Genomic DNA, 24,006 nt, shown 5'->3' on the forward strand with positions numbered 1-24,006 from the left:
CCGTTTGACTACCTTCAAACGGTTTTTTTATCATTTCCGCAAAGAATCTCATATTTTTTATTGACTTTTCACCAAAATTCGATACAATAATTATTGTACCTCGATTCGGGGCATTAGCTCAGCTGGGAGAGCGCTACGCTGGCAGCGTAGAGGTCAGCGGTTCGATCCCGCTATGCTCCATACTTTATACGAAAACAGCGTCACGGCAATGTTCGTGGCGCTTTTCGTTTTCGTTGACTTGAACGAATAACAACTATACCTACAAACCATAACACGTCTTTTCTTTACGATAAATATTCGTAATGATAAGGTGTTTTTTTTATGTTCGAAACTCATTCAGAAAAACAAAAAGGGAAAAACGCGACGCCGTGCAATTGAACATGCACTTTCGCATACTTTGGAAGACGAAGAGTGGGAAAAGGTTCTGAAACGCTTCGAAAATCGTTATTTCCTTACTGACTCAACAAACGTTAGCATGGAACACTACGGGGCACGGCGGACATATTCTCGGAAACGTCCTTCCAAGTGATAAATGGTTGAATATGGCACGTATTGACAAAAGCTTCTTCCAATGGTTCGCAACACATGTCCCTAGAAATGAAAGAAGTATTTTCTCAAGGGCTGCATATTGGGCGGAACTGAACAATTTTTCCGTTGATGAATTTCGGGAATGATGTTTTATCGTGACCAATTCCGGCGTACGGATGACCAAATCCAAGCCGATCCGCGTTCAAATCTACCTGGACATAAAAGCACGGCAGGAGCGGAGGACCAAACTATGAACTTCAATCAATTACATAAGCAACGAAAACAGTTGTCCTATGCGAAAGCACTCCTTTAATCGATGATTAAAGAACGTAAACGTATAAAAACAACAATTGAATAAACCGAAAAGTTCATAATGATCACTACGGTCATTATGAACTTTTCGGTAACGACAAAGGTAGCCCTCACTATAATGGGGGCTCTGGCCATTTGGGATAGCCTCTCATTCTTAAACTGTTTTACTTGGTTGCAGATTCATTTTTGCCCACATCTTCAGCCAGTTGTTCAAATGATCTGACCTTGCCATGCGGGTTCTGCGATTGTTTACGATCTTTCCATTGGCGTTCTTGTTGTCCCTTAGATTGAGTCATCTAAATAAGCTCCTTTACATAAAGTTCAGTACAGTTTTGGAGCATGATAAGCCTCCATCCTTCGCACTCGGTGCAGGCATCATCCATCATGGGGGCGAGTCTGGAAAGTAATGATTAATGCATGCCTTTCCACTCACCTTGATTTTTAGATATTTTTTCTTTTTTTGCTTTATTTTTATGTTCTTGATTAGCGTTTGCACTGCCCAATTCCTGAGAGAATTCTGAATCAGTTTTGCTTGAATCAAATCCTTTTTTGTTCTTTTGGTCTGCATCATTTTTCTTTGTTCGTTTTGCCATGGATACCCCTCCTTCTTATCTTTAGTATGAGATCAGAAAGAAGAAATATACCTCGAATTAAAACCGGTAGTAACATGAATCTGTCATGAATTCAGGTTAAAAACAAAGTGAGTATTAAGTTCCAGTTCGGTTATTTGATTAGTTTAATACCTACGGTGTTGCCTGTGTTTCGAAGTCGGTTTCATCCGTCAATTGGTCGACAATTTAAATCGTATCTCCATGCCGAAATTCATGAATCGAAAAAGACGCCCCGACATTGGGACGCCTTACATATACATGTTTTGTGTCATTTTGATTTTCATCTGTCTATTTTTGAACTTCTAGTATAACGGAAACGGGGGCATTTCGGGTCTTGTGTCATGATGTGCTTCAATATTGGGCTTGCTCCTGGGCTTATCATTACTCAGGGCGATTTATGAAAAAAAGATGCGATAAGCTGTCCTAGTCTTCGAATTCCCTCGATTATTTCTTTCTCATCGGCATAACTGAATGAGAGCCGGAGAAAATCGGTTCCATCGTTTTGATCCAAGAAAAAGTACTTCCCTGGAACATATGAAACACCCTCATCTAGAGCCTTTGATAATAAATGCGATGTATCAACTCCTCGAATCCTCACCCATGCGAAGTAACCGCCATCTGGTACATACCAGGAAACGGATTCCGGAAGAAATTGTTCCATCGAACGGATTAACGTAGTGCATTTAGAACGATACACCTCTTTTAGAAGGTCGAGACGTTGCTCAAAATCGGTGTTTTCTAAGTATACAGCCATTGTACTTTGAGCAAATGGATGGTCTAAATCTTTTTTAAACCACTCTAAAGCCTTAATGAATTCACTTTCTCCTGCTATCCATCCAATTCGCATTCCTGGTGCAACCACCTTCGATAATGACCCAACTTGGAGGACTCGCCCGCATTTATCAATAGATTTTATTGGCACCGGATTTTTATCGAAGGATAATTCTCCGTATGCATCATCCTCTAGAATGAGGAAATCAAACTCGATGGAAAGCTCCATTAAATGCTTCCGACGCTCAAGTGTCATAGTCGTCCCAGTTGGATTTTGAAAGGTTGGGATTGTATATAAAAAACGCGGGAGGGTTAGACCTGTACGTTTCCTTTCATCCAGCATTTCTTTTAATCGGTATGTTTGGAGTCCCTGTTCATCTATAGGTATACTGATAATCTGCTTCGTATAGTTTTGAAAAATCTCTAAAGCCTCCATATAAGTGGGGGACTCTACGGCTACCACCGCTTTGTCATCAAGGAGAATGCGGGCAATAAGATCAATCCCCTGGCAAGCTCCTGATGTAATCAAAAGCTGTTCTTCCGAAATGCATATTCCACGCTCTCCCAATCTTTTCTGGATTTGGTGCTTTAGTTTTGCAATTCGTGGACTTCCGAGATAATGGAGTGGCAAATCCCGCTCCTCATCAAGAAGTCTCGCTACAGATGCCTTGATCTCCTCAACAGGAACGAGAGCTGGCTCAGGATAGCCTGAACTCAAGCGAATACAACCATTTGGCAGATCTGGCATCCATGCACCGGGTGGATCATTCTTAAGTGCTGCCTTAATGTTTTCAGAAAAAAAAGATTCAACATTCACAACCATACACCCTTCCTTCATTCGAGCCTTGTTTTATCCTTACAATTTTTGTAGATAGTTTTTATATGAGACAAATCATAAATTCCCATTCGCTTTAATGTAGAAGGTAGATGGACTTATTAAGAATCCTATTCGCTTCTTCATCATCCTCACTTTCCATACCTAGCTGGGCCAATCGCTTCAAATAAAAATTCTCATTCTTATTTATGTTGTTTTTCACAAAAATAATTTCAAATATTCCGATACCTTTTGTATTATAACATTTTTCACTAATCATTAATTACTACCGTTATTATTCTTTTTTAAGAGATGGAGGAAGAGAAACATAGTTCATTCTAAAATCTCCCCTTCGCTACTCATACAATTTCCGAGGGTAATAACACGCCGATATACGAAACTCTACTTCAACTCTTCATTCACGTACTGCTAAAGTTCCGAATTTGTAATAAAGACAAATCCATTCCGGGCTGAACACTCCCGTTACAATAGAGGGAATACCAAGTACGGCACTAGTTTCATAGGGTGGAATATATTTTGAACCATGGACTTTAATAAAAGTACAGGAACAGAATGTCCATCTCTTGAATTTTTTCGATATTTCCAGTTGGTTTATTTTCTTCCAGGATGGATTTTATGCGCCTTACATCGGCTCCCTATTCCCCTCAGGTATCGAATACATTTATCTTTATAATTGTCTCCTCCGTGGAGGACTCAACGATTTGACGATACATTTTCTCCATCCGGATTGACGCCTTTTCGTCTTCAACATTAAATCTGCGTTTTTAATTTCTTATTCTATAGTGAATAGCCCTTGTGTTATCGGCCTGTTAATTCAAGCAGAAACCTTAGTGATACCAAACATTTGCGAAACTATATGTATATTTTTGTGAAACTTGGACGAGACTGTTAGTAAATAATTCTAGGAGGTTATCAAAATGTTTAGATTCGGGAAGAGAAAGCTTCGGAGCAAGGTCGGTAAATTAATCGATAAGCACGGATATACACAAGAGGAGTTTGTAAGTGCGTCAGGCATCTCACGCAATACGATAAGCAGAGTTTGCAGCGATCCTAAGTATGTGCCGTCAGCCGGAGTATTAAAGAAAATCATGAAGGCGGTTCGAAGTATAGATGCTGATGCAAAGGCAGATGACTATTTTAATATATAGGGAGATAGCAAATGCCCGTATCAGGAAAACGCATCCCCACACTTATAAAACTCTTGATAGGCCTCGGTCATTAATCCATCAGGGGCCAGTGGGTCGCTGTACCTTCACCTCCTTTTCAGTAAGTATTCTATAAATCGGAATAGACATAAGTACCCCCATGTATATATTGCTTCGCAAATGGCGTTCCATGAAGAAACCAGGTTTCAAACTGTAGACAAACTCTATAATAATTGAGCTTGTCTACATCTTTATTTTCCACTACAGGCGCTCACTTTCCGCAGGAGTCTCGCACACCCATTCCCATCAACTTTTCTTTTAAAACTTAGATGGAACTCCTTTTGTCTGTGATTGATGTAAATCAGATCAAATTAATCGAATTATATGATGCTTAGTCTTCACCCAAACATATATATTGCTCCCATAATCCAAGCTTTCCTTGCGCTTTAATTAGTCATCCAGCTACTTTTATTCGAATGAAACCCATTAGAGTGAAGAAATTTGCAACCCTCCTGCCCTAGCCAGCAGTTACCCCGTCGATGCTTGCAGTAGGAGGGGTGGCAGCCAGTCGGCGGAAAGGGAGCGGATTTTTGAAATCACCTGCAAATTTCACATGAAAAACTGTAGAAAAGCTCACTTTCCCTTCGAATTTATCTACAATCTAAATTCCCCCACTTCCATTAGAAGCGGGGGTTTTCGGCTGATATGTATATCTTGCGGTTCTTTTGTCCCTTTTAGACAAACCCTGCAGGGATTTCTTAAACAAGGGCTTATTATCGATTAGGGACAAAAGGTTATGTATTCCGCTTAAGCTATTTTCGGCTAACCATTTTCTTTATGAACTGAATCACAGGTGTCACAATGGATTCATGTACATTCGTAAGGGCATAACCGATCAGCCCCATTATTATCAGGGCCATTATTAATCCAATTATCAATCCTGATGTTTCTCTAAGTTCTTCAAGTACAGCATGCATACCTTATCCTCCCCGGCTTGCCAATGCGACTTATTTTTCGGTTTTATATCCATTTTACTTCTGAATGCTTCATCTATCGTTTTTTCCTGTACATTGACCCATTCTGTTAAATAAGGTTCATTATAGCGCATTGGATGATTATGGTCGAGATGCCACTTTTAAACGTATTTATTGATGTCATTCACATCATTGTTTCCTGCTAAAGGCTTTACCTATAGCGTTTCTCTTTAAGTTAAAATATAAACCTTCGTCACATCTGAACATCCGAGGAGAAATGTAAACCTTTTCATTTGTCCATAACAGACAAATCCAAGGTATTATTATTGTTTTTTTAGAACATTGAGAATATTGCCGGAAAATCGTAAGCTTAATTTATTGAAATACATCTTCTTAGGGGGTGCGCTTTATATGGAAGCCATTACAAGGGACTTTTTCTTATTTTTATCTAAAAATAATCTGCTTAATAATATTGCTAAAAAAAGCGGGGGAAGTTTTGCTGCCGGTAAGATCATTGGGGGAACTGATTTCCAAAGTTCCATTAAATTCATTAAACAACTTAATAATAGCGGCTTGTCGGTTACAGTTGACCATCTTGGGGAATTCGTTGATTCTAAGGAAGTGACTCAGGAACGGACGGCAGAATGCATTGAAACCATCGAAATGATCAGCAGGGAAAAACTTGATTCACAGGTTTCCCTGAAGATGACTTCTTTGGGACTTGATATCGATCATAAACTCGTGATTGAGAATATGACGAAAATTCTTGATACAGCCGAAAAACATAAAGTCATGGTCACGATCGATATGGAAGATGAAGTCCGCTGTCAGGCAACAATCGATATCTTTAGACAGTTCAAAGAAAAATACAGCTGCATAAGTACTGTTCTACAAGCATATTTATTCCGCACAGAGAATGATTTGGAGGACCTTGCCCAATATAAGCCATTCCTGCGTCTCGTAAAGGGTGCCTACAAGGAATCCCCCGAGGTGGCTTTTCCCGAAAAGAACGATGTAGACGAAAACTATAAAAAGTTGATCAAGCAAAGTCTTCTTAACGGAAATTATACGGCCATTGCCTCACATGATGACAAAATCATCGAATATACAAAAGAGCTGGCTAAGAAGTTTGACATCCCAAATACACAATTTGAATTTCAAATGCTTTATGGCATGAGAAACAAAACTCAATACGAGTTGGTCAAGCAAGGTTACAAAATGCGCGTCTATGTACCATATGGTCTGGATTGGTATGGTTACTTCATGAGAAGGCTTGCAGAAAGGCCATCCAATATTGCCTTTGCCTTCAAAGGGATGGTCAGGAGCTAAATATACATTTAACATTATGAATGGCTACAAAAAATCTATTAAAAGGTGTGATTTTCAATGATTTCATATAAACACGAACCATTTGTTGATTTTACAAACGAGGAAAACAAAACTGCATATCAGGAAGCACTTCAAACTGTTGAGGGCTACTTAGGGCAAGACTACCCTCTTTATATCGGGGCAGAGAAAGTGACGACTGATGAGAAAATCGTTTCATATAACCCTGCAGATAAGCAAGAGGTCATCGGCCGGGTATCGAAAGCGAACAGGGATCTTGCTGAAAAAGCCATGCAGGAAGCTGTTACCGCTTTTGCAAGCTGGAAAAAAGTGAAGCCGGAAATCCGTGCTGACGTTTTGTTCAAAGCGGCTGCCATCATTCGCAGACGCAAGCATGAATTCTCTGCGTTATTGACAAAAGAAGCGGGAAAACCTTGGAATGAGGCTGATGCGGATACAGCTGAAGCAATCGATTTCCTTGAATTCTATGCCCGTCAAATGCTGACGCTTAAAGAAGGTGTGCCTGTTCAAAGCCGTCCGGGAGAATTTAACCGCTATGATTACATTCCATTAGGGGTGGGCATCATCATTTCTCCTTGGAACTTCCCGTTTGCCATCATGGCCGGTACTGCTGTTGCCGCTATCGTTACTGGTAACACGATCCTATTGAAACCAGCTTCGACCACTCCTATCGTTGCTGCGAAATTCGTTGAAGTGATGCTTGAAGCAGGCCTTCCAGCAGGTGTGTTGAATTTCGTTCCAGGAAGCGGAGCCGAGGTGGGCGACTACCTGGTTGACCATCCAAAAACACGTTTCATTTCCTTTACCGGTTCACGTGATGTAGGTCTGCGCATTTACAAACGCGCTTCTGAAGTGAACGAAGGCCAAATTTGGCTGAAGCGTGTCATAGCTGAAATGGGCGGAAAAGATACGATTGTCGTCGACAAAGAGGCAGACCTTGAATTGGCCGCTCAATCGATCGTGAAATCTGCATTTGGCTTCTCTGGACAAAAATGTTCTGCTTGTTCCCGTGCTGTCATCGTAGAAGATGTATACGATCAAGTATTAGATCGCGCTGTTGAATTAACAAAACAACTAACAGTTGGTAATCCAGTAGAAAATCATTTCATGGGGCCAGTTATCGATCAAGCTGCTTTTGACAAAATCATGAGCTATATTGAAATCGGGAACCAAGAAGGACGCATTATGACTGGAGGAGAAGGAGATAGCTCTAAAGGCTACTTCGTTCAACCGACAATCGTTGCTGATGTCGATCCGCAAGCACGCTTGATGCAAGAAGAAATCTTCGGACCAGTCGTTGCCTTCACAAAAGCGAAGGACTTTAACGAAGCTCTTGAGATTGCCAATAACACTGAATATGGTTTGACTGGGGCTGTCATTACGACAAATCGCCTTAACATGGAAAAAGCACGCGAAGAATTCCATGTGGGGAACTTGTATTTCAACCGCGGCTGTACTGGTGCAATCGTAGGTTACCAGCCATTCGGCGGGTTCAACATGTCAGGAACTGATTCCAAGGCTGGAGGACCGGACTACTTACAGCTTCATATGCAAGCCAAAACAACATCCGAAACATTCTGATAAGGTTTCATTAAGCAATTTGAAGAAAATGTGAATGACCTCTTTGGTTTTGTATCTTCCATTCTATGATACAAAACCAAAACGAGGTTAAATGGAGGAAGTGACAAATAGGTTGCTTCCTCTTTTAAAACAAATAATTATATATTTCATCATGAAGGGAGTCTTCAAATGATAGATTACTCATTAATAACTTCCATTAGCATTTATATGGCAGGTATGCTGTTAATCGGATATTTCGCCTACAAAAGGACCTCCAATCTAAATGATTACATGCTTGGCGACCGGGGTCTTGGCCCTGCTGTCACTGCATTAAGCGCCGGAGCTGCCGATATGAGCGGCTGGCTTTTAATGGGGATGCCTGGCGCCATGTTCGCAACGGGCCTCAGTTCCATTTGGATCGTAATCGGCCTGACGCTTGGTGCCTATGCAAACTGGCTGTATGTTGCACCAAGATTAAGAACCTATACAGAAGTCGCTAATAATTCCATTACGATACCTGCTTTCCTGGAAAATCGTTTTGGTGAGGGCTCACGGATTTTAAGGCTCATTTCAGCTTTGGTTATCCTGATATTCTTTACCTTTTACGTTTCTTCCGGAATGGTATCCGGCGGAGTCTTATTCCAAAGCACATTTGGCCTTGATTACCATGCAGGGCTATGGATCTTAACAGGCGTCGTCGTTGCCTATACTTTATTCGGTGGTTTCCTGGCAGTAAGCTGGACAGACTTTGTTCAAGGAATCATCATGGTCGTCGCCCTGGTTCTTGTACCGATCGTTACCCTTTTCCATGTTGGAGGCTTCGGTCCTTCAATAGATACACCACGTTCCATAGATCCGGCCTTATTGAATATTTTTACCGGAACGAGCTTATTAGGCATCATCTCATTATTTGCATGGGGATTGGGTTACTTCGGACAACCCCATATCATAGTACGCTTTATGGCGATCAGTTCTGTTAAGGAAATAAAGAAAGCCCGTACTATCGGGATGAGCTGGATGATTTTCTCAACTATTGGTGCCATGCTGACTGGATTCATCGGAATCACGTATTTTTCTCAGAACAACTTGAAATTAGATGATCCTGAAACGATTTTCATAGAATTAGGGGATATACTATTCCACCCATTCATTACTGGTTTCTTGATTTCCGCAATAATGGCAGCCGTCATGAGCACGATTTCTTCGCAGCTTTTGGTTACAGCCAGCTCTTTAACGGAGGATATATACAAAACCTTCTTTCGTCGTTCTGCTTCAGATAAAGAGCTTGTCTTCCTAGGCAGACTTTCCGTATTGATCATATCCATCATCGCACTCATTCTCTCTTGGGAGAAAAATGACACGATTCTCGGACTTGTCGGGTATGCATGGGCTGGATTCGGTTCATCATTCGGTCCGTTGGTTTTACTAAGTCTCTTCTGGAAACGGATGACAAAATGGGGTGCTTTAGCAGGGATGGTCGTTGGTGCCGGTACTGTAATTTTCTGGTCCATGGCAGGATTATCCGATACGCTTTATGAAATGATCCCTGGTTTTTGCGCAAGCTTGATTGCCATCATCCTGGTCAGTCTTCTTACAGAAAAACCATCTAAAGAAGTAGAAGAGCAATTCGAGGAATTCGAAAGAACATTAAAACAAAAATAAATTACCTAAAAGGAACGGTATATGAAAATCTTTTCATATACCGTTCCTTTTGTTCTTCCCCCTATACACATCATTACTTTAAAAGTATTATTAAACTAAGTTGTCATACACTTCAAAAAACTACAGGGGGCCATATATGTCATTAGAAAAAATCCTGACTCTCACAAACATCAACGATATAACGGATATGGTCAGCACTTATTTAAAAAAACCAGTCGTCATCGAAAATGACCACTTTTTATTGCTGGCATATAGTTCATATTATATTGAACACTTCGACCAGGCCAATCGGCAAACCATCTTCACAAAACATTGGCCGATTCCAATTCTGGAAAAATTCATGGATGAAGGCATTGTCGAACAGCTTAAAACCGTGGAGCATCCATTTAGGGTGAAACAAATCGAGGAAATCGGCTTAAATCAAAGAGTCGTTGTAAGCGCCGTCCACAAAGGACAGGTCTTCGGATTCATCTGGGTCCAAGAAACGGAAATGATGACTGATTCCGATCTGGAATTTTTACATGAAGTTTCCCATCATATCGGCAAGCTCCTTTATCAGAAAAAACAGATAAACATGAAAAAAGATGAAGAAAAAAATGAGTTTTATCAAAAGGTCATTGACGAAGTCTATCAAACGGAAAATCAAATAAAATGGGAAGCCGCCAATATGAGTCTTCTCATTCCGGAAACCTTCCTTGTCAATGTCTTTACCATCGCTCAATCCGATGCGGAACATTTCGATGAATTAGCGGATACAGTCAGTCTATTCGCCAATGCATTGAATCACTTTACCCATGTATTCACAAACCAATTGAAGATCATCGTCTTGATTGGCACCAACGGAAAAGGGAAATACCTGCCTACCGATAGCGCCAATGATTTAACTAGCACCGTTCTTTCCCAATTCAATGACAAAAAGGTATTCCCGGGAATCGGAAATGAGTATTCTTCGATTCTTCAATTAAGAAAATCCTATCTCGAAGCCTTGGAAGTGATCAACGCAGCTAAGTTCATCGGTGAACCTGAACAGCTTCCCTTCCAATATTGTAAGCTTGGGATTTTCCGTTACCTCGAAATGATCTCCAACCATCATACTAAAACGAATTATATCAATATGGATTTAGAAACTCTTCAAAAGAAGGACCAGGAAAGCCAGACCAAACTCCTTCAGACACTGGAAATTTATCTGTTGAACAATTGCCGGATCAAACCGACAGCTGAACAGCTGTACATCCATACCAATACATTGAAATATAGATTGAATCAGATAACCGATCTCACCTCAATCGATTTTGATGACTTTCATTCGAGAATGCAACTATACATCGATTTACAGCTTATAAAGCAGAGATCTTAAAGAACATCCCCGGTTTTTGAGTTCGGGAAATTCAAAAAGCTAAGGAGAGAAGAAACGCGGCCAGGTCTGCCGTTTTCCTCTCTCCTTATACATCTTTCACCTATTTTCAAAAGGTTTACCTTTTGGTTTTTCAAATTAGTTCAAGGGCTTTTTCCTTCAAGAAACATTTTCCTTGTCGCCAGTGTATTCATGCTCCCAAAAATCGGCATTTTTTATGCCTAAAGCTTTTGGATTGAAAACTGGATCTACCCCTGCCTTCTTTTGCTTTTCGTAATCCTTTAACGCAATAAGCGCCGGTTTAGCCAGAATTAAAATGGCAATGACATTGAGCCATACCATAATGCCTAATCCAGCATCCCCTAATGCCCAAGCCAACTCTGCCGTACGCACGGATCCGTAAAAGCTGGCCGCAAGGATGATGAGCTTCAGGGCGAACATGGCCCATTTACCATTCCGCTTGCGCATTAAATAGGCGATATTGGTTTCAGCAATATAATAGTAGGCCATGATCGTCGTAAAGGCGAAGAAGAAAAGGGCTATTGCAACAAAGCCAGCACCAACACCTGGGATTACACTATCGATTGCCGCTTGTGTATACCCTGGACCCGGTGATACTTCGCCCAAATTATTGACGATATATGAACCATTTTCCGCTTGTGTATTATACATGCCTGTAAATAAAATCATGAAGGCCGTTGCGGAACAAACGAACAATGTGTCAATATAAACCGAGAATGCTTGGACGAGACCCTGCTTTGCCGGATGAGATACTTCAGCCGCAGCTGCTGGGTGAGCCCCTGTCCCTTGTCCCGCCTCATTGGAATAAACGCCGCGTTTCACTCCCCAAGCAATCGCCATGCCAATGATCCCCCCAAATGCAGAATCCAACCCGAAGGCACTTCTGAATATCAAAGAGATGACACCTGGTAATTCAGTGATATTCAATAGGACGATCACAACAGATAGCAATATATAACCAAGAGCCATGAAAGGCACGATCAAGGTTGCAGCATTGGCTATCCGCTTTACACCGCCGAATATAATGAAGCCCAATAAAAGGACGATGGCCAAACCAGTGAACACCGGTTTGATGCCGAATGCATTTTCCACCCCGGCAGCAATAGAATTGGATTGGACACCTGGCATAAGGATCGCCATGGCTATAAGGGCCGCAAATGCAAAAAGCACAGCAAACCACTTCCACCCTATCCCTTTCTCAATATAATAAGCGGGGCCTCCCCGATATTGTCCATCTTGTTTGACTTTATAAATTTGAGCTAAAGTAGATTCCACAAATGCACTGGCCGCTCCTATGAAGGCAATGGCCCACATCCAGAAAACGGCACCGGGACCCCCAAAGGCGATAGCCGTGGCCACTCCTGCAATGTTACCTGTACCGACCCGCCCTGAAAGGGCTATGGATAAAGCCTGGAATGAGGAAACCCCCGCTTCCGAACTTTTGCCTTGGAACATCAAAACAACCATTTCCTTAATATGCCTCACTTGCAGAAAACGGGTTAAAATCGAGAATAATAAACCCACTCCCAATAAAATATAAATGACTGGCGAACTCCATAAAATTCCATTTAACGATGTAATAAAATCAGACAACAAAGCTCCCCCTTTATATTTAGAAAATTCCAATTTATCTTTTAATTATTATATTTCATCTTGATGAGTTAAACAATAGTTTTTACGTAAGGAAACCTAACATATCAGTTTGATTTCCCTTTCCTATAAAAAAAAACGCCAGTAATTCCGCCGGCGTCATGTTTTGTCATATAGTTCAGGATACTCTAATCGCACCCACTATTTCCTGTTCCAATTGATTGGTCCTCTTCCTTTTTGTTGATTCCGTCCATCCAAAATATCCAGCCATATAATCAATCACTGCATATTTATATGTCTGGACTAAATCGATATCGAATAATAACGTCCCTGTCCTGCGGAAGAAGAAATCCACTGGAGTCGCGGCCATTTCATGATCTAGTGCGTAGTTCAGCTGTACGAACAATTTCTTTGGAAGGCCAATGCCTGCTCCCCCGTCTCCTTCGCTTTTTGCGATATCGAATAACACAGGTGCGTTCGACCCGTACATGGCCAATATCGCTTCGGAGTCCTTAACATCGAGTCCCGAGTCAACTCCCCTTTGAGTATGTTGCTTGATATAATCGGAGAAGTTGCTTGATCCCCCGACATCCCCTCCGGAAATCGGCATTCTTTTAGTGCTGCTGGCTGGGTAAGTTTTATTGTATTGCTGGGCAAACTTTCCTGCCAAAAGATCGACCGTCGTTTTTGCCATTTTGCGGTAACCGGTCAATTTCCCTCCCGCAATCGTGATAAGTCCAGAATCGGACTCCCATATTTCATCTTTCCTTGATATCTCAGAAGGATCTTTTCCTTCTTCAAGAATCAACGGCCTCACCCCAGCCCAGCTTGATTCGATATCTTCATCCGTAATGTTCACTTCTGGAAACATATAATGTATGGACTTTAATAAATAAGCACGGTCTTCTGTAGTAACGGTCGGCACTGCAGGATCACCCTCATAAAAAGTATCCGTAGTCCCTACATATGCTTTACCGGCTCTCGGGATGGCAAAAATCATCCGGCCATCAGGCGTATCAAAATAAAGCGCCTGCTTCAATGGGAATTTCGATTGATCGATGACTACATGAACACCCTTGGATAATTTCAGCGTTTTCCCTTTTTTCGATTGGTCCTTCTCACGAATGGAATCCACCCATGGACCTGCGGCATTAATAACTTTGTCTGCGTATATTTCAAATGATTCACCTGAAAGGATATCGGCAACTTGGACGCCGTTCACCTTTCCATTATCATATAGCAATTTATCTACTTTTATATAATTTATCGGTGTTGCCCCTTTATCGACAGCCGCCTTCATGACTTCAATCGTAAGACGTGCATCATCTGTCCGATATTCAACATAGTAGCCTCCGCCCTTCAGTCCCTCTTTCTTAACGAGAGGCTCCCGTTTTAATGTTTCATCCGCCGAAAGCATTTTCCTGCGTTCAGCTTTTTTAACCCCCGCAAGGAAATCATATACCCGAAGCCCAATGGAGGTACTGAATTTCCCGAAGGTGCCACCTTTATGCATAGGTAACAACATCCATTCCGGCGTGGTCACATGCGGTCCATTTTCATAAACGATTTCTCGCTCTTTACCAACCTCAGCAACCATTTTTATTTCAAATTGCTTTAAATACCGCAATCCCCCATGCACAAGTTTTGTCGAGCGGCTTGAAGTACCTGCTGCAAAATCCTGCATTTCAACCAACGCCACTTTCATTCCCCGGGTTGTTGCATCCAGGGCGATCCCTGCACCGGTAATTCCCCCACCAATGACAACCACATCATATTTCTCTTTTTTCAGAAGCCCGATCGTTTCTTCCCGATATATATTTGAAAACCTCATGCCTGACTCCTCCTTATAAGTATTGCATTCTATTTTTTTCGTGAAATCTGCACTTTTACTGGTGAATTCGGTCATTATATTCAATTGGTTCATTTGTTCGCATAGTTTATATAGATAGTAATATCCCTAATCTGCCATTAAAAACAAAAAAAGAGACCATAAATGCACATTATCGAATTAACGATAACGCATTCATGGTCTCTCCTGTTCTCCGGCCGAGTTATTAACTTGATTTCATTATAGCATACTCCAGCTCATTTGAGAAAGCATTCATCTTGTTTTTTTATTTAAACGCCATTGCGGCATAAACAGCTTTTTTCCAGCCTTCATATAATTTTTCACTATCTTGCTCTTCCATGGATGGTTTAAAGGTTTTGTCTACCGCCCATTGCCGGGAGATTTCTTCTTGATCCTTCCAATACCCGACAGCAAGGCCAGCTAAGTATGCAGCTCCTAATGCCGTCGTTTCGTTTATATTCGGCCTTTCGACAGGCACTCGTAATAAGTCGCTTTGGAATTGCATTAAGAAGTCATTCTTGACTGCCCCGCCATCCACTCTTAATGTTTGCAGCTCGATTCCTGAATCGGCCTCCATTGCGTCAAGGACATCCTTCGTTTGATATGCAAGTGATTCAAGTGTGGCTCGAATGAAATGTTCTTTGGATGTTCCACGCGTCAAACCAAAAACGGCTCCCCGCACTTCGCTGTCCCAATATGGAGTTCCAAGTCCTACAAAAGCCGGTACCACATATACTCCATCCGTACTTTCCACCCGTTTTGCATAGGCTTCGCTGTCCTTGGCATCATGAAGCATCCGCAGACCATCGCGCAGCCATTGAATGGCGGAGCCAGCTACGAATATACTGCCTTCCAGTGCATATTCGACCTTCCCATTCAATCCCCAAGCAAGGGTCGTCAATAATCCATTTTCAGAACTGACAGCCTTTTCGCCTGTATTCATGAGCATGAAACAGCCTGTTCCATACGTATTTTTAGCCATGCCTTCATTAAAGCAGGCTTGGCCGAATAATGCTGCCTGCTGATCCCCGGCTGCCCCGGCAATCGGAATTGATTGACCGAAGAAATGATACTCGATCGTACGTGCATACTCCTCAGATGAAGGCCTTACTTCCGGCAGCATTGACTTTGGTACAGTCAATATCTCAAGCAGTTCTTCATCCCATTTCAGTTCATGGATATTGTACATCAATGTCCGGGACGCATTGGAATAGTCCGTTACATGGGCTTTGCCTCCTGATAGTTTCCAGATCAGCCAAGTATCGATGGTACCGAATAACAGCTTGCCCTCATCCGCCTTTTGTCGAGCCCCTTCTACATGATCGAGGATCCATTTCACTTTCGTTCCGGAAAAATATGCATCTATCAACAATCCCGTTTTATCCCGGAATAGATCATTAAGTCCCTTTTCCTTCAAATCATTACAGATTTCACTTGTTTGCCTGGACTGCCATACAATCGCATTATAGACAGGGGTACCTGTTTCCTTATCCCAAACGACTGCCGTTTCACGCTGATTAGTGATTCCGATACCGGCAATTTGCTCTGGCTTTACACCGGATTCAGATAGTACACTGGCAATCACCGCCAGGATCGATCCCCAAATCTCATTGGCGTTATGCTCGACCCAGCCTGGTTTAGGGAAATGCTGCGTGAATTCCTTTTGGGAGGAATGGACGATTTCCCCCTTTTCGTTAAATAAAATCGCCCGCGAACTTGTTGTTCCTTGATCTAATGATAAAATGTATTGTTCCATTGTGTATGCCCCTCCTTTTAATTAACTAGCGATATTTCTGCTTTCCAATTCATGTGACTGTTTTTTGCCAAAAGCATAGGCTAATATCAATAGTACCAGGCTTGCACCCAAAACAGACCAAAATCCTGCTGTTAGTTCCCCTATAAAGAAGGCTTTATAACAAACGGCACCAAGTGCCCCCCCAACAATCGGTCCAATGACCGGAATCCATGAATAGCTCCAATTGGAATTGCCTTTACCAGGTATCGGCAGCAAAAAGTGAGCGATGCGCGGCCCCAGGTCGCGGGCCGGGTTAATGGCGTATCCGGTCGTTCCCCCAAGTGACATCCCGATCACGACAATCAATAGCCCGACTGCGAATGGGTTTAGACCCTCTGTAAAATCATTGGCACCTATAAATAATAAACCAAGAATAAGGATGAAAGTTCCAATCATCTCACTTAATAGATTTGAAAATGTGTGCGGGATCGCAGGTGAAGTCGCAAACACACCAAGCTTCGCTCCAGGATCATCAGTTGCTTTCCAATGTGGCAAATAGTGCAGGAATACTAGAGTTGCGCCCAGGATTGCGCCAATCATTTGGGCCACGATGTAACCGGGCACATCACTCCAAGGAAATTCTCCAATAATGGCAAACCCTACTGTGACCGCCGGGTTTAAATGCGCCCCGCTTATGGAACCCACGGCAAAAACGCCCATGGTAACAGCCAATCCCCACGCTATCGTGATAACGATCCAACCGGCATCCTTTGCATAGGAACCCCTTAAGGATGAACCCGCGCCAATACCTGCTCCGAATAAAACTAATATCATCGTGCCTAACACTTCTCCCCAAAATGGAGTCATGATAAAACCCCTCCCCTGATAATTTTTTAAACCTTGCCAACAAATAAAAGGAGATCCACAGCAGAACTATCTTCATAAAAAAATTATGAATAGGTCTGTTGTGAATCTCCTAGTCTCCGTCACATATATTAACTTGTACTCTAAAATATACTAGGTTATGAAAACGCTGTCAATTTTTTTTTAATCTAACCCTATTAGACGATATCCCATAATTCAGTTTTGGATGTAGTGATTGACGACGCTCCAGCATCAAGAGCGTTCAGGACCTCATCCGAAGTACGTATGAGGCCACCTGCAAAAATCGGTGTCTGCAATCGTTCCTTCACTTCTTTTATCATCCATGGCATGGCGCCCGGCAATACTTCGATATAATCCGGCTTGGTTTTCTGCACCAGCTTATAACTTTTCTCAAGCGCATGTGAGTCTATTAAAAAGATTCGCTGGATAGCAATGACCCCCTTTTGCTTCGCTTTCAATATAACGCTTGATTTAGTAGAAATCAGCCCATAGGGATTATATTCCTGACAAATGAATTCTGTCGCGTACTCATCACTTCTTATGCCATGGATCAAATCGACATGATAAATCATTTTCTTATTATGCTGCTTTGCCATCATACTTACATTTTTCAATTGTGATATATGCAAATCAAGGAACACACCTATTTCATAGGAACTTTCTAAAAATCTTTCGAAATCCTTCATGCTTGCCGAAGCAGGCAAAATCTTCTGATCCATCATTCTCCTCCTCATTCCCAGAAAAACTCAAAACTTCAAGTCATTTAGTATATTTTAAAGAGCTTGATTTATCAAACACATTTTTTCATGACCAATGTCCCCATAACACTAACATACCTGGCACTCCCTTTAAAGATTGCAGGTAAGGAAATATGTAAAATATCCCCTTAAATCATAAAGAAAGTTTCATTTTCAATGCACCTTCGACGAGTTCATACGATTTAATTGAGCCCATCGGAATTTTTCTCACGATATTCCAAGCATTAACATTCATTTTGATCGTTCTATTTTCAAATTCAAAAAGTGGCGGTCTGTTAAATATCCTTTGATTGATGAAGTTCCTGTCAATTGGCTCCATTTCCACTAATTCAAATGAAATCGTTCGATTTTCGACGTGTACCGGTTTTAATGTAATCCGGAAAGGTACGTTTTTCTTAAACATCATTTTTTTCACTTCCATCGTTCCGGAAAGCACAATATGCTTTGGCGTAATCTTGACTTTAATATCGTGAACACTTGATTTCATTTTTACCATTCTCTCTATCATGGCTTCAGTTACCGTTATCGGTAGGCCATTTTTGAATGGGCTGAATGTACTCATCCCCGCATTCCCCTCCTGCCTTGCAATCGGTTATAGCATATGCCGGGTTCCACGATGCCGTTAACATTTCTGTCCCGATTAATAATCGGTATATTCGAAATCTTCCACCTTCATCCCTTGACCTTTGTAAAAACTACCTGTATAGTCATAATTAATTTAATAGACAACTCTTATCCAGAGAGGTGGAGGGACTGGCCCTTTGATGCCTCAGCAACAGACTATTCATGTACTGTGCTAATTCCAGAAGTGTAAAAACTTGAAGATAAGAAGAGTATATAGCTTTGTTGCCAAAACCTCTTCTTATTTTTAAGAAGAGGTTTTTTATTTTTAAAAGGAAAGAAGGAATGCAACATGTCAATCACATTAACGAAAGCACCATTCAGGGCCGATCACGTCGGAAGTTTATTAAGACCCGAACGTTTACATATTGCCAGAAAGCAATTTACGGAAGGTACCCTTTCAGAAGTGCGGCTTCGTGAAGTTGAAAACGAAGAAATCAATCGAATTGTCGATAAACAAATTGAAGTTGGATTAGAGGCCGTTACGGACGGTGAGTTCAGACGGACATGGTGGCACTTTGACTTCCTCGAACATTTAAATGGCATCGAGGGATATGTGACCGAAAAAGGTCTCGCATTCGATGGTGTGGAAACAGAGAGATATAACGTTCGCAATACCGGGAAGGTTTCATTCAATCCTGAACATCCCTTCATTCGTGATTTCATTGAATTAAACAAGATCGTGGACGGACGTGCCGTTGCCAAGCAAACGATCCCCAGTCCGAATCAATTATTTGCTGCAGGCATCCATAATGAAGGCATCTACCCTGATATTGAAGACTATGCAAATGATATCATCAAAGCCTATCAGCATGCCTTGAAAGCATTTTATGAAGCAGGTGTGCGTTATCTTCAATTGGACGATGTATATATTGCCAGACTCTCAGCTCCAGATTTCCAGTTCAAAGATGGAAAATATACGAGGGATCAATTAATTGACCTAGCACTTCGCGTCATTAATGGCGCATTGGAAGGCAAACCAGAAGACCTTGTCGTCACTACACATCTATGCCGTGGAAACTACCAGTCAACGTGGGCGTTCGAAGGAAGTTATGCCCGTATCGCCCCAACTTTGTTGGCAAAAGAAAAAGTCGATGGATTCTTTTTGGAGTATGACGATCAACGCTCAGGGGACTTCAAACCATTGGAATACATACCAAATGGCGGAGCCCGTGTCGTCCTAGGAGCCGTCACTTCAAAAAATGGAGAAATCGAAAACAAGGAAGCTGTTAAGGCGCGCATTAAAGAAGCCTCGCACTTCGTTCCTCTCGAGCAATTATGCTTAAGTCCGCAATGCGGCTTCGCGTCTACCCATCACGGCAACAAGCTAACGGAAGAACAGCAATGGGAAAAGCTGAAATTCGTCGTTGATGTAGCAAAAGAAATATGGGGATGATTTTTTTTCGGAGACTTTAATTCTTATTTACAGGATTTGACCGACCTAATCGGCAGCACGTATAAGGGTGCCGATTAGGTTCTCGCAATAATGCATTCCATTCCTTTCATGACTCTTTGAATAACGGTTTCAAGTTTTGCTATTTAAGAAACTAACGATGAATGTTAAAATCATTTATCATGAAGGAAACTAGCGTTTCCGTAAGTCAGATTACGGAAAAAAATAGCACAGTCCATACCGTTATATAAACCATATATAAACCTTCATCATAAGGCGAGATTTAGCCTTATGATCAATCCTATAGTCGAAAACGACAAAAAAGAACGCCCACCAGCACGTCCCCTTTTTACTTGCAGCTATCTTCATCATCCATTTTCTTCACAAATATATCATCCGTCACCCTATCTTCCAGCTTGTTCCTCAATGCCAATTCCGCAGCCTTCCCATCACTAGGCGACCCATCCGAGAAATACATAGGAAACAAGGAGAAAAATAAAATATAGAAAGAAAAATAGATAAACTGATACCAGATTACCGAGCTTTCCAGGAAATCCTGGTACACTAAGCTATATATGATCAGCATGCTAATTAAATTAAAGATAGCCCCCCCTAAATAAATCAGCGTATTCGTCAATCGATTATCATGTTTCAATCCCTTGAACTCGCAAGTCCCATTCCAAAAATAATATTTCCTCACCTCTATGTTCCGAAAGGAGAAAAGTTTATTACCACAACCGATCAATATTTTCTTTTCTGATCCTCCAAAGATCGTAACAAAGAAAATATGTCCGCTCAAATGTATCAGCGTAACGATCGGCATGATCAAAAAAAAGGAAAATAGAAATTTGATGATATCAGAGAGACCAAACATGTTTATTCAACCCTCCTTACTAAAGCAATTTTCTCAACAACCCATTTACAGGCTTGTTACTCTGATACCCTTTCCAAAATGGTTATAACTAGAAAATTTTCACAGTAGCACTATGTTGCTTTCCAACAAGTGATAAAAAGATATTTTGTTCTTCTTCTGCTTAATTCGTTCTTCCACTTCTTTTTATCTGCTTAAAAAAACAGGCTAACTCTTTCCAAAAAATCGGAAAAGTGATAGCCTTTACATCATTATTAACGATTGGGGGTACGAAGAATTTCTGCGTTGTTTTGTCCTGGCCTCAAGCCTGCATGTTTATATTCAGGGGTGAAAACCGATGTTTTGATCGGGCAGGCGATTTGCTTCTGGGCATTTCCTTTTCCGTCAGGTACATCAACGATCATTCCCCTCTCCTTCAATTGGGGGTGTTCGGCCGCTTCAGTGAAGGTCAGCACTGGTTCTGCGCAGGCCTCGGAATCAGCGAATATTTCCTGCCATTCATGAAAATCCCTTTCAAGAAAAGCAAGTCGGATGGCCGTTTTAAACCTGGCTCCGCTTTCTTCATCGCTTTTCATGCTCAATTCATACAATTCGGGTGCACCGATCGCTTCACATAATGCTTTTCGAAAAGGGGGCTCAAGGCTTCCTACCGAAAAATAGCGTCCATCTTTCGTTTTATAAAAGTCATAAAAGGACCCTCCGTTTAACATCAGTTTTTCTGGCTCCAGCTCGAGTCCCCCTTGTAAATTCAGAGGTGCGGAAATGGCATTCAAGGCAAAACTGCAGTCGGTCATGCTGATGTCGATGGCTTGACCTTCTCCTGTTCTTTCCCTATGAATGACTGCAGATAATATACCGATAACAGCATGCAGTGAGCCTCCGGCAAGATCTGCTATTTGGGTTCCGTTTTTTGCCGGGCCGTCCTTTTTCGTACCTGAATAGCCTGATAAGCCTGCAATCGAAATATAATTGATATCATGTCCTGGCCGGTCTTTATAGGGACCGGTCTGGCCGAAGCCAGTGATGGAACAGTAAATCAGCTTCGGATTGATCAATTTTAAAGCCTCGTATCCCAGTCCCAGGCGTTCCATGACACCTGGCCGGAATTGTTCAATGACGATATCGTATTCCTTCACTAGATTTTTTACGGATTCGATGGACTCAGCTTGTTTTAAATCAAGTGTGATCGACTTCTTCGATCTGTTAAGATATTGGTTCACCCCCCATGAATCCATTGCTCCCGGCCTCTCTACCTTCAAAACGTCCGCTCCTAAATCCGCTAGCATCAAAGTGGCAAATGGGCCTGGCAGCAACATTGAAAAGTCCAATACTTTTAAATGATTCAATAAGGTCATCAGCCGTGCACCTTCCCTTTCCATTGGAAATATTAAAAGATTTCCCCGTCGTTCTGTACTTGCAATTTAGCAGAGTTTACGATTATCATATAACACCTTCCACAAGATTTGTAGAAATTTCCATTCAACAAAAATAAAAAGCTAGGAATCAGCTTCCTAGCTTTTGATAATGAGCCTATGGAAAACAAGTAAAAGCCGGACAAATTGTCCGGCTGATTTCACTTTAAATTTGTTCATTCATATTTTTTGTCAAAGTCAAATTCGACTTCATCAAGTTTAACGAATTTAGTTTTTCTTACCATTTTATAGCCAAACCATAATCCAATGAAAAGTGGGATTCCCAGGTATGCAGCCATAACACTGCCCCAATCGATTTGGTCTGAGAAAAAGGCTTGGATATTTTGGGACAGGATGACGATCATGCCAATTAAAATGGCAAAGATCGGTCCAATCGGGAACCACAATGCCTTATAGGGCAGCTTCTCCAATGAATGGCCTTGAGCGATGAATGCTTTCCTGAAACGGTAATGGCTGATGGAAATGCCCAGCCAAAAAATAAACCCTGTAATTCCAATGGCATTCATTAACCAAATATACACTTTACCATCACCGAATATGGAGGCTAAAAAGGCCAGCATGCCGATGGAGCATGTCAAAATCATTCCTGCAACCGGTACTCCGCGTTTATTAAGTTTGGCAAAAATACGAGGTGCTTGCCCATCTTTTGCCATTGAATATAACATACGCGTAGATGCATATAGACTAGAGTTACCTGCAGATAATACCGCTGTTAAAATGACGGCATTCATAAGCGATGCAGCAAAGGCCACTCCAGCTTTTTCAAAAATGAGCGTGAATGGGCTTACCATGACATTATCACCTTGTAAACTTGAGTTCGTATAAGGGATAAGCAGTCCTATCACAAAGATGGCCAATACGTAAAAGAGCAGGATTCTCCAGAATACACTTTTAATGGCCTTCGGTATATTCCGTGCGGGATTCTCACTTTCCCCGGCAGCCACACCGACAATTTCGGTACCTTGAAAAGAAAAGCCAGCCGCAATGAACACGATGAAGACACCCATGAACCCACCCGGGAAAGGAGCGTCATCGACGGTGAAGTTTTTAAAACCTACTGCTTCGCCGCCCATAATGCCGACGATCATTAGCAGCCCGACGATTATAAAAATAACGATGGCTGTTACTTTTATGAAGGAAAACCAGTATTCCCCTTCACCATATCCTTTAACGGATAAATAGTTCAATAGGAAAATGAGCACCAAGAATGATGAACTCCATAACAATGATGGACTATTCGGAAACCAGAATTTCATGATCATTGTCGAGGCCGCCAACTCTGCCGCTATCGTCATCGACCAATTGAACCAATACGTCCACCCCAAGGCAAAACCAAATGCCGGATCGACAAATTTCGATCCATAGGTACTGAAAGAACCGCTTGTCGGCATAAAGGCTGCCAGTTCCCCTAAGCTCGTCATCACAAAGTACACCATTGCCCCAACCAAGGCATAAGCAAGTAATGCGCCGCCTGGCCCAGCTGTATGAATGGCTGCCCCACTACTAAGGAAAAGCCCTGTGCCAATGGCCCCGCCAATGGAAATCATCGTTAAATGACGGGATTTTAAACCGCGCTTTAATTCTTGTTCTTCTTGCTGTGGAGGATGCAAGATGTCATTTACTTGTTTTGGTATCATAAATTTTCATCCCTTTCTATATAAGCGCTTTCATATATGGGGAAATCCATTTAATAAATTTTCCTATTTCATAGACTTTCAAATAGACCTAATTTACAATTCGAATTCCTTTTC

General features: G+C 41.7%; 20 protein-coding genes, 1 tRNA gene and 1 riboswitch. Of the genes, 8 read left to right on the forward strand and 13 right to left on the reverse strand.

Annotated elements, in window-relative coordinates:
* The first annotated feature begins 107 nt into the window (after positions 1–107).
* Together IOC57_RS21920 and IOC57_RS21925 are read left to right on the forward strand one after the other, a co-directional pair.
* Positions 108–180, forward strand: a tRNA-Ala gene (locus tag IOC57_RS21920).
* A gap of 490 nt (positions 181–670) precedes the next feature.
* Entirely contained in the window at positions 671–841 is a 171-nt protein-coding gene (locus tag IOC57_RS21925) for a hypothetical protein (RefSeq protein ID WP_207440685.1), read from the forward strand.
* Between the two features lie 163 nt (positions 842–1,004).
* Here IOC57_RS21925 and IOC57_RS26100 read toward each other — a convergent pair whose 3' ends face one another.
* The 3 genes from IOC57_RS26100 to IOC57_RS21935 form a co-directional block, all read right to left on the reverse strand.
* Positions 1,005–1,136: a DUF6254 family protein gene (locus tag IOC57_RS26100; protein ID WP_286185109.1), complete on the reverse strand. Its 132-nt coding sequence runs from the start codon at positions 1,134–1,136 to the stop codon at positions 1,005–1,007.
* Positions 1,137–1,250: 114 nt separating this feature from the next.
* Positions 1,251–1,433, reverse strand: coding sequence for a hypothetical protein (locus IOC57_RS21930; protein WP_207440686.1), 183 nt, complete (start codon positions 1,431–1,433; stop codon positions 1,251–1,253).
* Positions 1,434–1,836: 403 nt separating this feature from the next.
* Entirely contained in the window at positions 1,837–3,039 is a 1,203-nt protein-coding gene (locus IOC57_RS21935) for an aminotransferase-like domain-containing protein (RefSeq protein WP_207440687.1), read from the reverse strand.
* Positions 3,040–3,974: 935 nt separating this feature from the next.
* On the opposite strand from IOC57_RS21935, the gene IOC57_RS21940 reads away from it, so the two are divergent.
* Positions 3,975–4,205 (forward strand): helix-turn-helix transcriptional regulator, encoded by a 231-nt coding sequence (locus IOC57_RS21940; RefSeq protein WP_207440688.1) that lies wholly within the window; start codon positions 3,975–3,977, stop codon positions 4,203–4,205.
* Positions 4,206–5,014: 809 nt separating this feature from the next.
* Here IOC57_RS21940 and IOC57_RS21945 read toward each other — a convergent pair.
* The gene (locus tag IOC57_RS21945) at positions 5,015–5,179 is read right to left on the reverse strand and encodes a hypothetical protein (RefSeq protein WP_207440689.1); all 165 of its coding nucleotides are present in this window, start codon (positions 5,177–5,179) and stop codon (positions 5,015–5,017) included.
* Positions 5,180–5,587: 408 nt separating this feature from the next.
* On the opposite strand from IOC57_RS21945, the gene IOC57_RS21950 reads away from it, so the two are divergent.
* The 4 genes from IOC57_RS21950 to IOC57_RS21965 all read left to right on the forward strand — a co-directional run bounded on the left by IOC57_RS21950 (position 5,588) and on the right by IOC57_RS21965 (position 11,102).
* Complete coding sequence (locus tag IOC57_RS21950; protein WP_207440690.1) at positions 5,588–6,505, forward strand: proline dehydrogenase family protein; 918 nt, start codon at positions 5,588–5,590, stop codon at positions 6,503–6,505.
* 57 nt (positions 6,506–6,562) lie between these two features.
* Positions 6,563–8,104 (forward strand): L-glutamate gamma-semialdehyde dehydrogenase, encoded by a 1,542-nt coding sequence (gene pruA, locus IOC57_RS21955; RefSeq protein ID WP_207440691.1) that lies wholly within the window; start codon positions 6,563–6,565, stop codon positions 8,102–8,104.
* 168 nt (positions 8,105–8,272) lie between these two features.
* Positions 8,273–9,745 (forward strand): sodium/proline symporter PutP, encoded by a 1,473-nt coding sequence (gene putP / locus IOC57_RS21960; protein ID WP_207440692.1) that lies wholly within the window; start codon positions 8,273–8,275, stop codon positions 9,743–9,745.
* 136 nt (positions 9,746–9,881) lie between these two features.
* Positions 9,882–11,102 (forward strand): PucR family transcriptional regulator, encoded by a 1,221-nt coding sequence (locus IOC57_RS21965; protein WP_207440693.1) that lies wholly within the window; start codon positions 9,882–9,884, stop codon positions 11,100–11,102.
* A gap of 156 nt (positions 11,103–11,258) precedes the next feature.
* Here the strand turns inward: IOC57_RS21965 and IOC57_RS21970 are convergent, their stop codons facing one another.
* The 6 genes from IOC57_RS21970 to IOC57_RS21995 form a co-directional block, all read right to left on the reverse strand.
* A complete protein-coding gene (locus IOC57_RS21970; RefSeq protein WP_207440694.1) occupies positions 11,259–12,713 on the reverse strand; it encodes an alanine/glycine:cation symporter family protein in 1,455 nt (484 codons plus the stop codon).
* Between the two features lie 175 nt (positions 12,714–12,888).
* Positions 12,889–14,541, reverse strand: a complete 1,653-nt coding sequence (locus IOC57_RS21975; protein WP_207440695.1) for a glycerol-3-phosphate dehydrogenase/oxidase — start codon at positions 14,539–14,541, stop codon at positions 12,889–12,891.
* A gap of 283 nt (positions 14,542–14,824) precedes the next feature.
* Positions 14,825–16,315 (reverse strand): glycerol kinase GlpK, encoded by a 1,491-nt coding sequence (glpK, locus tag IOC57_RS21980; RefSeq protein ID WP_207440696.1) that lies wholly within the window; start codon positions 16,313–16,315, stop codon positions 14,825–14,827.
* Between the two features lie 21 nt (positions 16,316–16,336).
* Positions 16,337–17,161 carry an MIP/aquaporin family protein gene (locus IOC57_RS21985; RefSeq protein WP_207440697.1) on the reverse strand — a complete coding sequence of 275 codons (825 nt, stop codon included), beginning with the start codon at positions 17,159–17,161 and terminating at the stop codon, positions 16,337–16,339.
* A 194-nt stretch (positions 17,162–17,355) separates the two neighbouring features.
* Positions 17,356–17,898 (reverse strand): glycerol-3-phosphate responsive antiterminator, encoded by a 543-nt coding sequence (locus tag IOC57_RS21990; protein ID WP_048683275.1) that lies wholly within the window; start codon positions 17,896–17,898, stop codon positions 17,356–17,358.
* A 172-nt stretch (positions 17,899–18,070) separates the two neighbouring features.
* Positions 18,071–18,499 carry a hypothetical protein gene (locus IOC57_RS21995; protein ID WP_207440698.1) on the reverse strand — a complete coding sequence of 143 codons (429 nt, stop codon included), beginning with the start codon at positions 18,497–18,499 and terminating at the stop codon, positions 18,071–18,073.
* Between the two features lie 167 nt (positions 18,500–18,666).
* Positions 18,667–18,768, forward strand: a riboswitch (SAM riboswitch).
* Positions 18,769–18,850: 82 nt separating this feature from the next.
* Here IOC57_RS21995 and IOC57_RS22000 point away from each other — a divergent pair.
* Positions 18,851–19,954, forward strand: coding sequence for a 5-methyltetrahydropteroyltriglutamate--homocysteine S-methyltransferase (locus tag IOC57_RS22000; protein ID WP_207440699.1), 1,104 nt, complete (start codon positions 18,851–18,853; stop codon positions 19,952–19,954).
* 346 nt (positions 19,955–20,300) lie between these two features.
* Here IOC57_RS22000 and IOC57_RS22005 read toward each other — a convergent pair whose 3' ends face one another.
* The 3 genes from IOC57_RS22005 to IOC57_RS22015 form a co-directional block, all read right to left on the reverse strand.
* On the reverse strand, positions 20,301–20,825 hold the full coding sequence (locus tag IOC57_RS22005) for a hypothetical protein (RefSeq protein WP_207440700.1): 525 nt from the start codon (positions 20,823–20,825) through the stop codon (positions 20,301–20,303).
* 251 nt (positions 20,826–21,076) lie between these two features.
* Entirely contained in the window at positions 21,077–22,177 is a 1,101-nt protein-coding gene (locus IOC57_RS22010) for a CaiB/BaiF CoA transferase family protein (RefSeq protein ID WP_207440701.1), read from the reverse strand.
* A 233-nt stretch (positions 22,178–22,410) separates the two neighbouring features.
* Positions 22,411–23,892, reverse strand: a complete 1,482-nt coding sequence (locus tag IOC57_RS22015) for an amino acid permease (RefSeq protein WP_207440702.1) — start codon at positions 23,890–23,892, stop codon at positions 22,411–22,413.
* Positions 23,893–24,006: the final 114 nt, after the last annotated feature.

This window comes from Bacillus sp. SD075 (assembly GCF_017355165.1).
Lineage (GTDB): Bacteria > Bacillota > Bacilli > Bacillales > DSM-1321 > Peribacillus.

Coding starts and splice junctions, on each gene's coding strand:
- IOC57_RS21925 (WP_207440685.1), top strand. CDS start 671: ATGATGTTTTATCGTGACCAATTCCGGCGTACGGATGACCAAATCCAA.
- IOC57_RS26100 (WP_286185109.1), bottom strand. CDS start 1,136: ATGACTCAATCTAAGGGACAACAAGAACGCCAATGGAAAGATCGTAAA.
- IOC57_RS21930 (WP_207440686.1), bottom strand. CDS start 1,433: ATGGCAAAACGAACAAAGAAAAATGATGCAGACCAAAAGAACAAAAAA.
- IOC57_RS21940 (WP_207440688.1), top strand. CDS start 3,975: ATGTTTAGATTCGGGAAGAGAAAGCTTCGGAGCAAGGTCGGTAAATTA.
- IOC57_RS21945 (WP_207440689.1), bottom strand. CDS start 5,179: ATGCATGCTGTACTTGAAGAACTTAGAGAAACATCAGGATTGATAATT.
- IOC57_RS21950 (WP_207440690.1), top strand. CDS start 5,588: ATGGAAGCCATTACAAGGGACTTTTTCTTATTTTTATCTAAAAATAAT.
- pruA (WP_207440691.1), top strand. CDS start 6,563: ATGATTTCATATAAACACGAACCATTTGTTGATTTTACAAACGAGGAA.
- putP (WP_207440692.1), top strand. CDS start 8,273: ATGATAGATTACTCATTAATAACTTCCATTAGCATTTATATGGCAGGT.
- IOC57_RS21965 (WP_207440693.1), top strand. CDS start 9,882: ATGTCATTAGAAAAAATCCTGACTCTCACAAACATCAACGATATAACG.
- IOC57_RS21975 (WP_207440695.1), bottom strand. CDS start 14,541: ATGAGGTTTTCAAATATATATCGGGAAGAAACGATCGGGCTTCTGAAA.
- glpK (WP_207440696.1), bottom strand. CDS start 16,315: ATGGAACAATACATTTTATCATTAGATCAAGGAACAACAAGTTCGCGG.
- IOC57_RS21985 (WP_207440697.1), bottom strand. CDS start 17,161: ATGACTCCATTTTGGGGAGAAGTGTTAGGCACGATGATATTAGTTTTA.
- IOC57_RS21990 (WP_048683275.1), bottom strand. CDS start 17,898: ATGGATCAGAAGATTTTGCCTGCTTCGGCAAGCATGAAGGATTTCGAA.
- IOC57_RS21995 (WP_207440698.1), bottom strand. CDS start 18,499: ATGAGTACATTCAGCCCATTCAAAAATGGCCTACCGATAACGGTAACT.
- IOC57_RS22000 (WP_207440699.1), top strand. CDS start 18,851: ATGTCAATCACATTAACGAAAGCACCATTCAGGGCCGATCACGTCGGA.
- IOC57_RS22005 (WP_207440700.1), bottom strand. CDS start 20,825: ATGTTTGGTCTCTCTGATATCATCAAATTTCTATTTTCCTTTTTTTTG.
- IOC57_RS22010 (WP_207440701.1), bottom strand. CDS start 22,177: ATGACCTTATTGAATCATTTAAAAGTATTGGACTTTTCAATGTTGCTG.
- IOC57_RS22015 (WP_207440702.1), bottom strand. CDS start 23,892: ATGATACCAAAACAAGTAAATGACATCTTGCATCCTCCACAGCAAGAA.